This is a genomic window from Bdellovibrio sp. BIS2, assembly GCF_055398295.1.
In genome coordinates this window covers 2,902,752-2,918,258 of record NZ_AP035879.1, presented here as the reverse complement: position 1 = coordinate 2,918,258, position 15,507 = coordinate 2,902,752, and the positions used below count along the sequence as shown (strand labels likewise).

Genomic DNA, 15,507 nt, shown 5'->3' with positions numbered 1-15,507 from the left:
GCGGCTTTTTTTGTATCCAAGTTATGGTGTTGCTGGTTCGGGATGTTTTGTGCGGGACCTGCGGTATTCCTGAAGCTTTTGAATCCATCGGTCGATATCCCGGGAATCCACCATGCTGATCATGACTACAATCATCGCCCATTCAAAAACCGGAATGGACATTGTGAACTCAATTCCCAGATGCAGGCCGACTCCAGCCAGCAGCACCCAGTAGCGCAGTTCTTTCACCCACACCAGAGTTCCCAGGGCAAATTCAACAAGCAAGGTCGACCAGGTGATGTATTTGATCAGGACCATATTGTTCAGAATTGGCAGTTCAAAACGGACAAAATCATCCAGGCGCGTGGCGATATAGACAGCGGTGCCATCAACCCAGCGGTCGCCTTTGATTTTGAATAATACCGTGGCTATATAAATGATGCAGAACTGAATCTGAATCATGCGTAAGGCCCAAGGCGCCTTTTCTGCTGGAACCTCGGGGGCTTTGCCTTTTAGGCGCAGTCGCCAGCGGTCGATTGAAAAAGCGTCACCAGACGGGGTGAACAGAAGCAGGAACAAGAAAACTCTTAAGACAGAGTCTGCACTGTTCATGATAAAACCGTTACGGTGATGAAATGAAGTCAAGGTGACAAAGGCAATTAGAATGGACATCCTTGTCCACGCGCCGAATGTCAAAGCTAGGACGGCCAGCAGATGCACGAAGGCAATTGTGGCTGTGACTTTGTACGAGTTCGGCATGTAGTCAAATAAAGAAAAACGCAGGGGATTACCGTACTGCTGCGCAGTTTGCAATGACACAATTCCATCGGGTCCGAAAAGAACTTCCAGATCCGTATATATCATCAGCCAATTGAACAGCAGAATCAGTCCCAGGCCAATTCGCAGCAGGGCGACGCTATAGACTGGTTGCGGTTTGAACAGAAACTCATCAACGCTATTGGCGATTGTTCGTAGCTTCATGGCGAATCCTTTCAAAGGTCGGGGTGTAAACGAAGATCGTTTCAATGTCGTATTTGCTGCTCAGGGTGCCATGTGGAATCAGTGGGGCCTCTGGCGGAGGAGCGACTCGGCTCTGATATCGTTTGAAGGATATTTCCTTCAGGATGCGGTTCTTGCCGGTGCTTTCGGCCTGCATCACTTCTCGGGTCACAAAGCGGGAGACATCGAACCAGACAAGCTCGTTTTGATTTGGTAGCAGGGTCTCCTGGCCTAGTAGGCGATAGCGGTCCCCGGTCAAAACTTTACGGGGGCCGTTGATATTCAGAGGGCGAGGCATCTTCCAAACACCCGTGGAGCCGTCGTCGAATTTAAGGTCAGCTTCGATGAACGCATTGGTGTTCATTGGATTCGGAGCAAACATCGCCCAGGGTTGATAGAGCATAACCAGTGCTTGATAACGTTTCACAAGCGACATGAAACGTTCTCCCAATTTGCTCTGATCGGGCAGGCCGTCAACGACCATGATGCCCACATTCAGAGTGAAGAAGCTCATGATGATGATTTTTTTTGACTGATTGAATGCAAATTGCATCTTTTCTTTCAGTGTCACTGTCTTTCTCCTGTGGAGGATCTGTCCTTAAATGATATTTGCATATGGTTCTTAACATAGAATTCTCGGAATAGTTCTTTACGCTTTTGCAAGTTTCTGAAGGTCAGCTTCCAAATTCTGCGAAGTTTGCAATGCTGATTAACATATTTTGGAAGTGTCAATTAAATGGCTGAAATTATGATTTATTTAAGTGTCAAAAATATTTTCTGCGTTCTAAAAATTCTGTCAGCTCGAAGAAAAAATTAACCGGTCGTTGTCTGTAGCGGTGGATGTCTTCCATTGCCGCGGGCGAGGGCTGCAAAAAGGAGAATGCAATGGGTGGGATGTCTGGGAAAGTGATTTTCCTGGCGGGGATGTCGATGATTGCAAACGTCGCGTTTGCAAATAAACCGACAAATAATACCGTCAAGAAAGACACGCAGGTAATTGAAGTTGGGGGCCGCGGAGGATTTGTAAATCTTAACTCTAAGGTTATTCAGGCTGTTGGGAACAACGGTAACAATGGCAACAGTGGAGTTGTCGGAAATAACGGTATTGTTGGCAGCAGCGGCAACAACGGTAACAATGGCAATAACGGACTTGCTGGAAATAACGGTATCGTTGGCAGCAGCGGTAACAACGGTAACAATGGCAATAATGGACTTGCTGGAAATAACGGTATCGTTGGAAGCAGTGGTAACAATGGCAACAATGGTAATAACGGAATTGTCGGGAATAACGGTATTGTCGGTAGCAGTGGCAATAACGGCAATAACGGCAATAACGGTAACAATGCCGTCTTAGGAAACAACGGGGTTCTTGGAAGTAGCGGGAACAACGGAAGTAACGGTAATAACGGTAACAACGGTAACAACGGTAATAACGGAGTTATCGGGAACAACGGTATTGTTGGTAACAACGGCAATAACGGCAACAACGGTAATAACGGTAATAACGGTAATAACGGTAATAACGGTAATAACGGTAATAACGGTAATAACGGGAATAACGGGAATAACGGGAATAACGGGAATAACGGCAACAACGGTAATAACGGTAATAACGGTAATAACGGTAATAACGGTAATAACGGGAATAACGGTAATAACGGGAATAACGGCAACAACGGTAATAACGGGAATAACGGCAACAACGGTAATAACGGAAACAACGGAAACAACGGTAATAACGGCAATAACGGAAACAACGGAAACAACGGCAATAACGGCAACAACGGAAATAACGGAAATAACGGAAACAATGGCCATAACGGTCATAACGGGCACAAAGGTACCACCACGGGATATAGCACCGGCTATACAACGGGTTATACGACCGGTTACACCACGGGCTATACCACCGGTTATACGTCAACTGGTTATACGTCTACAGGCTACTCCACTGGGTACACAACGGCGACGACTTACGGTCCGACGACCAGTGTAACGACTGCCACCACTTACAATCCTGACACGGCAACCACAGTAACGACGGCAACGTCCACTTCTGTGACGACATCCACGACAGGTGAAGTGACGACGTCTTCCAGCTCGTCCAGTTCTTCCACGTCCTCAACTTCCACTTCCACGACAGGGGAGTCCACGGCGACATCCTCCAGTTCGACTGGATTCAAAGAAGAAGAGAAAAATAAACTGCGGGCGAAATTGAAGCCTCTGTTCCACCTGAGCTTCGATTACGGTCAGTACATCGTGAATCTGACTCCGCACTTCAGAAATGTGCAACCGGCGTCCATCGTAAAGTATGACTACCGTCCAACTTCCGATACGCTGATTTACGGCGATTATCGTGATGGTTTCCAAAAAACTGTTTACGGTGCTATCGAAGTGGGTCTGGGTGCGCAGGTGCGCTTCTGGTTCGACAATGCGACAGGTTTGCGTCAGCACTTCTGGGGCTATGTTGGCGTTCTGCCAATCATGGGTAAAGAGACAGAGTCTGTTCGCTATGTGAGCACTCTGGACAAAGCCCGTAATATGGGTGGTCGCTGGTCTGTTCCAAAAGACGCCGCAGATCTGGACACGTGGGATCCAGGTGACAGCATCACTTACATCGGTCACGGTGGAATCATCTTCTCTGCAGGCGCGGGCTTCGGTCCGGTGGGTGCAGGGGTTGCAAAACTGGCGAACGGTACGTGGGAAACTTACGTGGAAAAAGTCGGTTCGGACCGTGCCTACGTAAAAATGTCCAAAGGTAAGCTGAACAGCTTCTCGATGTTCACGAATGTGTCCATCCTGACGTTGAGCTTGAGTGAGTTCAGATCTTCCGATGACGGATTCTCCTTCTTGTTCGATTTGACGACCGATACTGGCCGCAAAGCATACGAAGACGTGATCCGCGGAAACGTTTTGGCTTCAGAAACTCTGTCAGTCGACAAACCACGAAACTTGGTTGAGCGTGCTCCAGTTGTTAAGGTTGAAACATTCAGATCTGTGGCGACGGGCCGTGTTGTCAGCAAGTCTTTGGCTTTGCCGATCATTTGGGACAAAACGTACAGCAAGGGTAAGATTAACTCTTACACCACATCTGAAATGCATTTGGATCGCAACACTGCCGTTGTTCACTACGGAATCTACTCTGATTCTGAAGACAGCCGCTTCTGGTTCAAGCATAAAGAAAAAGACTTCATGTTCTATGGTGCCAAGTATTCTGTTGAAAACTGGGATAGCAAAGCGCGCATGGAAAGCATGTTTGGTACTTATTCTTATGCCTTCAAGCACGAAAGCTCCAACGGCAAACGTCTAAGATCCGGTATCTATGCTTTGGTTAAGAAAACCGGCCTGGATTCCCTGATGGTGGGCGTGCCTGATGCAGACTTGGGTTACACCGGCATTGAGTTCAACGTGAACTTCAGTGACGAAAACACCATGAGACTGATGAGAGCGGCTCAGAGCATGAGTCAGGATGCCTTCATCGACAAGTCCACGGATCAGATTTACTCCTACTTCAACGAGCGCAATGATCCTTACGATCTGTGCATGATGGATGGTGGAGCACGTCTTCCGGGTTCTTGCGTGAACGTCACGACCAAGAAAACGGCCGAGGCAGCAAGCAAAATGTACTATGCTTTGAAGACCATGTATAAAACGATGAACTCCGATCCTAAGGCGTTTGCCGCCGCTTACGGCGCATTCGGTGAAGGTATGGCAGAGAATCTGTTCACATTCCGTGCGGCGATGTCCATTGCGGGTGCGGGCACCACAATCGACTATCTGGTTGAAGGTACTCACATCAATATGTACTTCCGTGAATGGATGGTGGATGGTTCCGGACGCTGGGTCCCTGCAGTTCAATCTCCGAACTACAAAGGTCTTCCATTCCAGCCGGCAACTCGTCACTCCAAAGTGCGCGGTATGATCATCGGAAATTCCGATGCAGGAAAAATTCCGCACATGATGCCAGTCACTTTCTAGCCCCGGGTTAGAGAAGTGTTCTCGCAAAAGGCCGTTGGTGAACACCAGCGGCCTTTTCTTTTTTTTCGTCGAACATTTCTATTTGATAATTACATTCTCTTTAATTGCGGATCTGTAGTTTGAATTTACTTTTGCTAGGTTGGTAAAAATTATTTCGCACCAAAAAACAAATTCCAATCAAGGAATGGGAAAGGGAAGTTATGAAACTCAAGGCGCTTCTTGCGGGAGCTTTGTTGGCGACAACAATGCAGGCGACTGCGAATGAATTCGATGATGGCACTGGAGAATTCGATCCACGCCCGCTTCCTCAATATTCTGAAGCAGAGCTGCAGAAGAAAATTGAGAATGAGATGGCGATCGCCTGTTCAGGCAATCTTTGTAAGATCGTCGGCCAGGACAGCAGTGGTTCCGGATGGACCGTGCAGTTTCAGGTCGGTTACGGACGTGCCAATGGGGGCGACGGGGATACCATCTACATCGGCGACTATGACAACGGCAATAACAACAGCAACGGCTACGCAAACATCACTGTGACATACAAGAACTACAAGTGCCGTTCCAATCTGCTGGTTACGCCGGCGGTATATCGTTTTGTAAATACCTACCTGTACAACATGGTGAACTCCGATGGTTCTGTGAAGAGAAACTTCTCTCCAGCGGATCAGACGGTGGTTTTGTTCTATACAACCATGCTGAACAAAGTCAGCTCATGTGGCAGCGGTCTTAACTAGAGGTCTTAAATGAATAATGCAGGGTCTATGGGCAAAACCGTGTTGATGGCAGTGATCTGGATGATGGCGATGGGTGCTGAGGCACAAACGACGGCCACCTCCCAGGCGCAGTTGAATAAGTTGAGAATTACGAATCGCGCGCAATGCGCCGTAGACTCTGAGATTCCGACCGAGTCCGCTTTTATTGTTGTGGACGGGTACAATGCCGGAAAGATGGTATATTCCCTCGGTAAAAATATCGGCTCCAACGCCGAGGCGATGAGTGCCGAGGGCATGCAGCAGTTTCGTATTGCGGTGACCCGTCTTACTAAAGTGATCATGAACAAGCTGATGGCCGGACAGCTTCCGCTTCTTCCGACCAACCTTAAAACGTCATCTTTGACTGGCTATAACGCCATCGCTGAAAAATGTCAGAACAAGACCTACTGCCCCGAGCTGAATGGCTATCTTTCCAAGTTGTGGGATAACTCTGAAGGGGCGGGATTGCGCTGGGAAAGTCTTGATAAATTCAATGGCACCCACTTTATGTCGATGAAGAAGACCGACCGGGTTGCCTGCTTCTATGTAAAAAGATTCTCGGCTCTTCAGGAACAGTTGAATTCCGTTGAAGTGGACAAGTCAGTCCTTTTGTCAGTGGCTCAAGCTGCACTGGCCAGAGAAAAGTATATCACAGACTGTGAAAGTGCTGATGCGACCCTGGATTCGCGTAACTCAATTATCCAGCTTGATTTGAAAATTCCCCGAGCGGTGGACTTCGCCTCGGTCGGATTTGATTTCTGGAATAGTGTAAAAATCTATCTTTCTTTTGCCTGGAGATATTCCAATATTCCACTTCAAGTGGCACCGGAGTACGGTCAGATGTTCCGCTCCATCGCCCTTGAAGAGTCCATTATGATGATTCCCAACGGCTGTAAAAGCATTGAGAAGCCCGAATGTGATGCCGCCACTTTGTCAATGAACAGCATTCGTGAGCTGGCCCGTCCCGACGGTAATGAAACTGAGCATCGCAAAGAAGTTCCCAAAGGCCCTGAAGACGATGTCGTCAACCGCGGCCCTCGTGATGTTAATGACGACTTCCTGGGGACACGCAGCTATGAAGATGCTTCTGACTGGGTTGAAAACTTCCGCAAGAACTATGTGACGGCTCGCGGATCCATGAAAAACCGTGTGCAAAGTGCGATTCAGTTTCTGAACATCGTGGCCGGGGCGATGACTCCGGCAGAGCTGGGCGAGTTCGTAAAACCACTGGCTTTTGCCAAGAGTTATTCCAACCAGCACCGCGACGAACTTTACTACCTCTGCACGGAGGCCCGTCTGGCCGGGGATCAACGCCTCGACTTTATGAAAACCGGCATTGATAAGGTTCAGCAACTGGATGTCATGCAGCGCTCTTTCCAGGGCTCTCAGGTTCAGTTGGCAGATGCGACTCGATATTTTGATAAAGTCAGCGAAACAGTGGTTGCGTTCTGCGACTCCCTGGAGCGAGAGAAAATCTGGAATGTGGCTGGTTACACCGTGAACAGAAGTGGTTTCCACGCGTGGGCACGTGAACTTTTGGGTGTGGCTCCTCCGGCGACGATTGCGGCCGATATTCAGCCGATGAAGTTTGGGGCCCCGTTGCTGGTGTGGGATGCCACTCGCGTCAGTGATCCCGGGAATTCTATCTGTGCTTCGGCGATCGACTGCACCCGTCGTCTTATCAAGTCCATGGTGGATCTGTATGCTGTGGCGAAATATGCGGATGCATTCCTTCCGGTGAATTCGACAGTTTCCACTCCGGACGTCTTTAATCCTTATGCCGATTTGAAAGCATGTAAAGTTTATGATCCATGGTATCAGACCCGTCGTGCAAACAAACGCCTGATGGCTGATTTGGCTAGCACGGCCCTGTTTGGCTGGAATGCTTTGCCACTTTATGTGGATGTGGACTTCAAACCACCGAAAGTCACAAGCCTCAATGCGATGATCAAAAATGGAGCGGTGAAGTTTGATCCAAAAATCCAGAAAGAAAAAATGGAAATGGCCTTGCTGGCGGACTTCGGTCCCTTGTTGGGGGCGCCGTGTGCGGTGTCAATTGCACCCAACAGTGCCAAAGATTTCAGTTTCTATGCCTTCAACGGAATTTCCGTAAATTATTGTAAAATTCGCGACAATGGGACCACGATAGGTGAATCCAACGGAGGGCTGCAGACCAGTCCGACCGTCAGCAAGTCTTATTGCGGTGGTTGTTCCATCAACTTCGTAGGTGTTGCGGGGGGGGCGGCCGTTTCCACGGGTGGTCTGCCTCTGAATCCGATCAAACTGGGCGTATACCTGTTCCGCAGTATTCACCGCTATATCACTGCCAAGAAAGACAAGGTCAATATTCCTCGTCTGCAGGAAGTGGACGTAAACCGGGTCGTGGAGACCTATAAAAAGTACGGCACCATCCCGGATCACTGCGTGGATCAGTTGGCCGCCGGAGTCGGTTGCTATCAGAACGTCTGCGCCGCTAAAGCTGCTGATTACTTCGAAAGATACACAGGTAAGAAAGTGAAGCATCTCGAGCTGGAAGAGCTGACGGATGCCAACGGCAATACCACACCATCTTCTGCGGTGATCATCCAGTCTGACTATTGTGACGGCAAAGTGCGCGTCAAATACAGTTGTTCAGAGGACGGGAAGAAATTCAAAACATATGAAAAATTCGGTGGCATGTACGGCATGAGCAAAGACTGTCGTCAGACCATTGGTCACAACTTCTGGGGCTTCTAGTGAAAAAGTGGATTGGAACCATCACGACATTGATTCTGCTTCAGCCAATTTTCGCTCAGGCATTTTTGGTGGAAAGCACCTATATAAAACAACCCGGAGGCCAATATGCCAAGATGACCAAAGTCACTTGCGACACGGCATCTTCGGGGGACTGCCAAAGTCTTTGCCAGAATGCGACGGCTTGCCAACGGCCGGAGCCGTACTGTCGTAACTGTGCAGGCACAACATCGCCGTTACTGCGTCAGCTCTTCACGGAAATTTCCCGAGTGTATGCCATTTCGCGGGAAGTGAACGACCGCAAGGATCTGGTTCGGTTCCTGGGGACTGAGAAGTACGTAATGCTGGATTTAAAAAGTGTCTTTAACTACTACAGCCCGGTCGGCGGGGACGCCTTTACCAAGGAACTTCGCTTTTTCTGTGGAGAGACCGGAGAAAACACCCTGCTTGCCGTAAAGCTGGATGAAGTTCATCAGCCGGTTGCACTGAGCTACGTGCTTTGTCGCAACAATGTGGGCCAGACCTCTGCCTTTGAGGTGCAGCCTCGACAGCCAGGATTTGGTCAGCGTCCTTTGAGTGCACCACTTATTTTTAAAATGAACTGATTTATCAGTTTACTACAACAACACCCTTAAATGGGAAGGAGACAACATGAAACGTTTGTTAAAAGCGATGGCTACGACAGCCGTCACCTTGGTGGCGATGCAGGCAAACGCCATCCAGGTCAACTATAGTTTCCGAGTGAACAGCTCGGGTCCAAGCATCTATCCCTGTAACGCGGGTTTGCTGACAAAAGGCGACACCTACGGCGATAAAAAGATCTGTTACTACGAAGGCACAAACACGGCGTGTACGCCGAAGTGTGATGGCTTGGATTGCGAAGGCGGTTCTAAGCCAACACCGCAATTCATCCAGAACCTGGCTACTTGGTCCAACACACCGTTGAATACCAAGTCTGCGTGTGAAGCTGCAGGCCGTAACTGGATTAGCACGCCGACTCACGCAAGCAACGTACCTCCGGGTGTTCTTGGTTCTGAAAAAGACCAGGCCGGTCCAGGTAAATTCGTATACTGCGACATCACTTGTAAAACATCTGGTCACACGTTCAACTCTCAGGACAGAACTTGTTCCAACCCAGGTGGCGGCAACAATGGTGGCAACGGCAACACTTGCGTATGCTCCACTCAAGAAGGTCGTAAGTTCGGTAACTACGTTCATGCAAGCTGGACTAAGTGGGAAGACCGTCAAGATCCTCACACTGACAAAGTTTCCGGCATCAGCCCTTACTTCGCGACTCTATTCGGTGAAGTTGATGCGTTCGACAGAGTATTGGATAAATTGTCCTTCAACCTGGGCAGTGAAACATACAATGCGGCATACTTCGTGGATATCTGCTACCGCGGTTCTCAGATTGACTACAGCCACTACAAAGCGGCTTACAAAGTCATCGCTGAAGCTTCTTTGACAGACATCGGTCACAAGTACAACGGTAAAGGTTACAGCGACTTCGCGGACCTTGAAGTTCAAGCACACTTGATCTGTACTTCTCAGACTCAAAACTGTGAAAACGGCAACTGCAGCGACACTGATGAGCATCCAAACGGAAGCAACACTCCTCAGTTCGACAATGACATCACTGACATTGATGATCCAGTAAGCAATCACACTAAGTATCTTGCTGGTGATATCAAGGATTTGATCAGCGGCGCGAACTTCGTGCAGACGATCGATAAGAACACTCCGATCTATCTTGATAAGTACAACAAAGGTGCAGCAGCGAAATTCTGTAAAGTTCGCTACATCTTCAAGGAAAAAGACGGTCTGGGTCACTATCCTAAACTGCGCAAATGGCAAAAACACGGTGCAAACATCTGCACTCACACGAAAATCGAAATGGCAGATCTTGATGGAAACTGCCCTAACTGCAAATAGCTAATTGATATCAGAAGGAACAGATATGACTAAAATTGGTGGTTCTATGAAAAATGAGTTACGGATCTTGGGACGTCTGCTCCTTCTGATTGTATCTTTGACTATGGCAGAATCCGTTCACGCATCCGGTGGATGCGTGGCCGATACGGATGAAAAGATCGAGATTCAAATCTCCCCGGCGAATCAAAGCTGGGGAGATTACACCGGCCGACAGTTGATTCCGTCCACCCTGGTGGACAAGTGCGAAAAGGATGCGGGTCGCTTTTTAATGATCTCCTTGGGCTCGGCGTTTTGGGATACAACCAACACGGGCATTAATACCAGTATCTTTGGTGATCATGCGGCAAGAAATTGCAGTATCAATAACTCCCACGTCTTGGGAGATTTTAAGCAGGGCAGGGCCACGGCCAGTCTACTGCGTCAGTACAAGTTTATCAGATCATGCTTTGACGTCCGTGTAGTTGACGTCGGTGGTGAACCTATCATTGCCAAAGAAAATCAGGAGTTCTGCCAGGTTCGTCGTGAAGAGGACGGAGCGGTCACCTTGATTGGCGATATGTGCTTCTTAAAGGTTCGCGGCAGAAATAAATTTGCAATTCAACCGGTTTTCAAGGGCAAGTGCCTTGAGCCATCCTATCTTCAGGAACTGGGAATCGAACCCCAGGACATGTATGCAAAACTAAATACTTTGATTGCCGGTGATGATACCGGAAACAGTCAGGACCTGACTCATATCGGCAGCCGACTGCTTCATTTGAATATTGCCCCGGATTCCAAAACCCTGAAATTGACAGAGGACTACGGTCCAATGACCCCGCGATTTGTCACAGACTACAGTGTCGAATCGGACATTTCTGATATCGAAATCAAGCAGCAGTCCGACACCTCAGAGCTGCAGCTCAAATTCCTGGTGTCCAACTTCGCCCCGGAAAAGTGCGTGGGGAATGAGTGCGCCAGCGCCTCGAACTATACCCAGCCCTTCTTCGGTCAAGTGGAGCTTTATCAGGTCGGAAAGAACAAGCAGACGTTGATTGATGAATGGTGGGACGGGGGTCTGGTGCCGCCAAACTGGCAGGGGGTGGTGCCTGGGATGAAATTCAGATTGTCCGAAGGGCCCTTGGTAAAAGGGGGCCGCTACAAAATTGTCGTGACGATGCAGAATCCAACGGATGACTATTCTATTTTCCTGAGTGGCTTCAGACAAATGCTTCTGAATATGTACGCCACGGAGGATGCCGAGGTGGGGATTGATATTTTCCCTAATATCTCGTCTTTGAGCAATCTCGGTGTTTTGCCTTCATTTGGCGGCGTGGGTTCTTTGGTCCGTCACAATCAGGGCGTGGCCCTTGGGGAAATCGTTCGCGGTTTGGATGGCATTATCAAGAGCCAAATATGGCCTCCTTATTATGACCGTGTTTGCGACGATAAATCCAGTTGCCTGAAGGTCGGCAACAAGAAATTTCACCAGAAATACGTCGTGGAGTTTGTTGTTGGGGAAAAGGATCTCGATACCGGTGCGCAGAAGCTGCTGAACCTGTCTATTTCCAAAAGAAGTGTTCTGGGTGGAAATTACGACAATAAGACCAGCGGCTTTGCCACCTTGACGTGTGAAAGATAGAAATATGAAGAACTTTATGGTCCCTTTGTTGCTTCTTTTTTTTTCACTGACTGCCGGGGCCAGCACCGGCAGTATTATGGGCTCTTCAGTGAATCCGGTGACGGGTGAAGAACTTTATGCCTGCAATGCAAAAATCCGCAGTCTTGCTTCATCGGCAGAGCAGATTTGTCTGAACCTCGGTACGGGAGAATCCTGTGATCCGACCCGAGTCGGACCGACGGATGGCCCCTGTCAGTGCTATTCCAAAGAGATGATTGGCAACCAGATAGTGGCCACTCGATCAGACGGAGCGGTCCAGGCCATTCACAGCACTTCCCAGTGGAAGCAATTCGTGGATGACGGCAACTTGTTCAATGGCAAGATGAACAGTCTGGAAGTGCAGTTGGGAAGCGAGATTCTGGGTGCGGAGTATGGTTTTACCTATTGCTACAAAGGGCCTTTCGCGACTTCAGGGAATGATCAGTCTTTGGGGTCTTATGGGCTGGACTTCACTCTGCAGGGAAGCGCTTATGCGGTGGCCTTGGATTCGGTGGAAATAAAGTATGCGTGCGATCTGAGATATCGTGGGCAGAGCGGAAGTCCTCGACAGCCAAATTCCAGTCCTAATTATGGGGACCTGTATTCCGACTTCGTCCGTACAGAGACGATCTATAAACGGGTGGATGAAAGAAGTCCGAAGGAAATCGGTTATCAGAAGATTAAAATGCTTTTGAATCAGGCGGCGCACGAAGTCCCACGATTTTGTGTGGTGGAAGTTCGCTTCAAAGAACGTTCGGGCAAGGATCTTAAAAGGGATGCTTTGGCCACGACGTCATTCAATGGAAGTCTGGCTATTAAAAAACAAGGCTCTATGTGAGCCTTGTTTTTCTTTGAACACTATAAATAACTTTTTACTGCAAAGCCTGCTGTCAGCTCCGCAATCAGGAATGCAATGTCTCGCGCATGTGTTTCTTTTTCCTCAAGGTTCAGCGCCATGAGTTTTTTCAGGCGACTGAGTCCTTCCTGATCCGCGGCGGAACGCTCCAGGAACTGCTCCAGAATTTGTCCGGCCTGATCCCTTTCAAACGCACGCAGCATATCCAAAGACAGAACGTTCGTGGTGCCTTCCCAGATAGAAAACACCTGCGCATCGCGCAGCAGACGGGGAATGCCGGTGTCTTCCACATAACCCGCACCGCCGAACATCTCGACGACCTCGCTGGAGATATGGATGGATTTTTTCGCGGTATAAAGTTTCAGAATCGGCGTCAGAACCCGCAGCAGGATTTTTTCAGAAGCAGAAGCTTCGCCCACTTCCTCTTTCCCCAAAAGATTGGCCACAAAGAAGCTAAAGGCGATGCATTTGCGGAAGTCCGCCTCCAGGGAATCCAAAGTGGACTTGTGCAGGGGATGGTCTTTCAAAAGCTTTCCGAACGCCTGGCGTTTGCTGGAATAGTCTTTAGCCAGATCCAACGCACGTCGCATGTGACCCACAGCGCAGATGGAATTGTAAATGCGCGTGATATTCAGAACACTCGCGATGCGTTTCACGCCTTCACCCACACCGCCAATCATGCGGGCCGGTGTTCCCTGCAGGCTCAGCTCTGCGGTTGGCAGGGCCTTGGTGCCCAACTTGTCTTTCAGGCGGTGAATTTGAATGTGATTCAGCTCGCCTTTGTCATTGCGAAGCTCCAGGAAGAACAGGCTTAAACCGCGAGACCCAGGTGCTGCACCATCCGGACGTGCCAGGGTCAGGGCCATCTGGGATGTCGTCGCGGAAGTAAACCATTTGGTTCCATGCAGGGAATGGGTCGCGCCAAATTCGCTGGTGCCGGTAAACGGGTGTGCATCCGTGGAAGTTCCACTGACATCAGAACCGCCGGTTCTTTCCGTCATCCATTGACCAGCCGTCCAGAATGTTTTTGGATCCCGGGACAGCAGGTGAGGCAGGACACGGGATTTAAGATCAGGGTCCGCGTAAAGCTCCAGCGCGCGGGCTGCTCCATCGGTCATAGCCAAGGGGCATGAGAAGATCGCCGAGCTTGGGGAATACAGATACAGCAACGCCATTTGATAAACGCGGGAAGCAGCTCCAAACCGGCGGTCATAGGCCGTGGCCACGATGCCTTCTTCGGCGGCGACCTTTTCCAGAGCCTTCCAGCCGTGAGAGGTGCGGATGTCGTCGATTCTTCGACCCCATGGGTCAAAAGGCACGTGGACGGGTGGTTGGGATTCTGCCTCTTGGGCCCAAGTCAGCATGTCGGTGACCGCTCGTTCACCCAGGTGTTCAAGGTGAGGAAGAGCCACTTTCTGGGCGTCAGCAGGTAAGAGGGACTTCAGGATCTTTTGAAGTGTTTCGTCGGAGCGGAACGTGTTCGAAAGCTGGGGACCGTCTTGGTAAAAGTTTTTCATACCCTGAATTTTATTCTTTCATAGGGAGAACTCAAGAACATGTCGGTCACCCCGCCTTTTTTTAAAAAAGTGTTGCCGTTTGGTAAGGTCCTACATATAAGAGCCGCTCTTTTGGGGGAGGCACATTTGAATCGTATTCTATTGGCATTGGTGGCCATTGTTTTGGCTTCCTGTGGACTTTCTAATCGTCCTCAGGTGAATACCAAGGATTCCGCGGGTATTATGGGCGGCACTTTGGTGGCGGAAAACGCGAAAATCGCATCCGGAATTGTTGGGATCATGGACTTGCAGTCCAATTCCATCTGCACAGGTTCCATTATCGCTGAAAACTATATTTTGACGGCTGCTCACTGTGTGATCGGTCTGAAGCCAAGCAAACTGCGTTTGATCTTCGGTTTGGATGTGGATGAGCTGATGGGCGCCCGCGAACAGGACATCGTTCAGATGTACACTCGCTCAGTGTCTGACTATAAAATCCATTCCAGCTACAACGAAGTGGATCAGGAAGAAAAAGAGACTGACTGGGGTGACATCGCTTTGATCAAGTTCCACGGTGCTTTGCCTCCGGGCTACAAGCCGGTTCAAATGCTGAAGGATGATACGATCCTGCGTCGTGGTTTGACGGTGACTTTGGCGGGTTATGGCGTTTCCCAGGTGGATACAGAGCCTGTGGATGCAAGAAAAGTCAAAAATCTGGATGAGGCCCTGGAATATGGCGAAATCATCTGCGATGAAGACCTGAAGAACTGCCTGAAAGTGGACATGTCCGGTGACGGCGTTTTGCGCCAAACCAAAGCTCCGATTTCTTCTGTTCAGGAAACAGAAGTGCGTCTGGATGAATCCAAAGGTTCCGGCACTTGCGCTGGGGATTCTGGTGGTCCGGCTTATGTGGAAATTAAAGGTGAGCTGTTCTTGTTCGGCGTTACCAGCCGCGGCAGCGCTCTGTGTGACAGTGTGGGTGTTTACACCAATGCCGTTTACTATACTGACTGGATCAAGTCCACGATGCCAAAAATGCGATAGTCTCATTCTGAGACTGTCAGTTTCCTGACATCTGTAAAGCAAAAAACTTCTGCGGGGAAAGAGCTCATGTTCTTTCCCCGTTTCTTTTTGTTCTGGGCTGGAACA

Annotated in this window: 11 protein-coding genes; 8 read left to right on the top strand and 3 right to left on the bottom strand. The window is 49.3% G+C overall.

The annotated features are described in order from the left end of the window. Positions 1–21: 21 nt before the first annotated feature. Both ACZ520_RS13925 and ACZ520_RS13920 read right to left on the bottom strand, forming a co-directional pair. Positions 22–960, bottom strand: a complete 939-nt coding sequence (locus tag ACZ520_RS13925) for an HTTM domain-containing protein (protein WP_374030954.1) — start codon at positions 958–960, stop codon at positions 22–24. Then, positions 935–1,549, bottom strand: coding sequence for a hypothetical protein (locus ACZ520_RS13920; protein ID WP_374030953.1), 615 nt, complete (start codon positions 1,547–1,549; stop codon positions 935–937). Before ACZ520_RS13920 ends, ACZ520_RS13925 begins: the two co-directional genes overlap by 26 nt. Before the next feature lie 314 nt (positions 1,550–1,863). Between ACZ520_RS13920 and ACZ520_RS13915 the strand changes: the two genes are divergently transcribed. From ACZ520_RS13915 to ACZ520_RS13885, 7 genes are all read left to right on the top strand, one after another. Then, the gene (locus ACZ520_RS13915) at positions 1,864–4,956 is read left to right on the top strand and encodes a hypothetical protein (RefSeq protein ID WP_464126157.1); all 3,093 of its coding nucleotides are present in this window, start codon (positions 1,864–1,866) and stop codon (positions 4,954–4,956) included. 200 nt (positions 4,957–5,156) lie between these two features. Continuing rightward, positions 5,157–5,687: a protease gene (locus tag ACZ520_RS13910; RefSeq protein ID WP_417868359.1), complete on the top strand. Its 531-nt coding sequence runs from the start codon at positions 5,157–5,159 to the stop codon at positions 5,685–5,687. A gap of 9 nt (positions 5,688–5,696) precedes the next feature. After that, on the top strand, positions 5,697–8,441 hold the full coding sequence (locus tag ACZ520_RS13905; protein WP_464126155.1) for a hypothetical protein: 2,745 nt from the start codon (positions 5,697–5,699) through the stop codon (positions 8,439–8,441). Beyond that, entirely contained in the window at positions 8,441–9,043 is a 603-nt protein-coding gene (locus ACZ520_RS13900) for a hypothetical protein (protein WP_088564492.1), read from the top strand. Before ACZ520_RS13905 ends, ACZ520_RS13900 begins: the two co-directional genes overlap by 1 nt. Before the next feature lie 46 nt (positions 9,044–9,089). Next, on the top strand, positions 9,090–10,370 hold the full coding sequence (locus ACZ520_RS13895) for a hypothetical protein (RefSeq protein WP_088564493.1): 1,281 nt from the start codon (positions 9,090–9,092) through the stop codon (positions 10,368–10,370). Positions 10,371–10,416: 46 nt separating this feature from the next. After that, on the top strand, positions 10,417–11,988 hold the full coding sequence (locus ACZ520_RS13890; RefSeq protein WP_416480144.1) for a hypothetical protein: 1,572 nt from the start codon (positions 10,417–10,419) through the stop codon (positions 11,986–11,988). A 4-nt stretch (positions 11,989–11,992) separates the two neighbouring features. Further along, positions 11,993–12,844, top strand: coding sequence for a hypothetical protein (locus tag ACZ520_RS13885; RefSeq protein ID WP_464126152.1), 852 nt, complete (start codon positions 11,993–11,995; stop codon positions 12,842–12,844). Between the two features lie 20 nt (positions 12,845–12,864). Here ACZ520_RS13885 and ACZ520_RS13880 read toward each other — a convergent pair whose 3' ends face one another. After that, the gene (locus tag ACZ520_RS13880) at positions 12,865–14,379 is read right to left on the bottom strand and encodes an acyl-CoA dehydrogenase family protein (protein ID WP_464126150.1); all 1,515 of its coding nucleotides are present in this window, start codon (positions 14,377–14,379) and stop codon (positions 12,865–12,867) included. Positions 14,380–14,505: 126 nt separating this feature from the next. Here ACZ520_RS13880 and ACZ520_RS13875 point away from each other — a divergent pair, with 126 nt between their 5' ends. Further along, the gene (locus tag ACZ520_RS13875; protein ID WP_464126148.1) at positions 14,506–15,402 is read left to right on the top strand and encodes a S1 family peptidase; all 897 of its coding nucleotides are present in this window, start codon (positions 14,506–14,508) and stop codon (positions 15,400–15,402) included. Positions 15,403–15,507: the final 105 nt, after the last annotated feature.

Coding starts and splice junctions, on each gene's coding strand:
- ACZ520_RS13925 (WP_374030954.1), bottom strand. CDS start 960: ATGAAGCTACGAACAATCGCCAATAGCGTTGATGAGTTTCTGTTCAAA.
- ACZ520_RS13915 (WP_464126157.1), top strand. CDS start 1,864: ATGGGTGGGATGTCTGGGAAAGTGATTTTCCTGGCGGGGATGTCGATG.
- ACZ520_RS13910 (WP_417868359.1), top strand. CDS start 5,157: ATGAAACTCAAGGCGCTTCTTGCGGGAGCTTTGTTGGCGACAACAATG.
- ACZ520_RS13905 (WP_464126155.1), top strand. CDS start 5,697: ATGAATAATGCAGGGTCTATGGGCAAAACCGTGTTGATGGCAGTGATC.
- ACZ520_RS13895 (WP_088564493.1), top strand. CDS start 9,090: ATGAAACGTTTGTTAAAAGCGATGGCTACGACAGCCGTCACCTTGGTG.
- ACZ520_RS13890 (WP_416480144.1), top strand. CDS start 10,417: ATGAAAAATGAGTTACGGATCTTGGGACGTCTGCTCCTTCTGATTGTA.
- ACZ520_RS13885 (WP_464126152.1), top strand. CDS start 11,993: ATGAAGAACTTTATGGTCCCTTTGTTGCTTCTTTTTTTTTCACTGACT.
- ACZ520_RS13880 (WP_464126150.1), bottom strand. CDS start 14,379: ATGAAAAACTTTTACCAAGACGGTCCCCAGCTTTCGAACACGTTCCGC.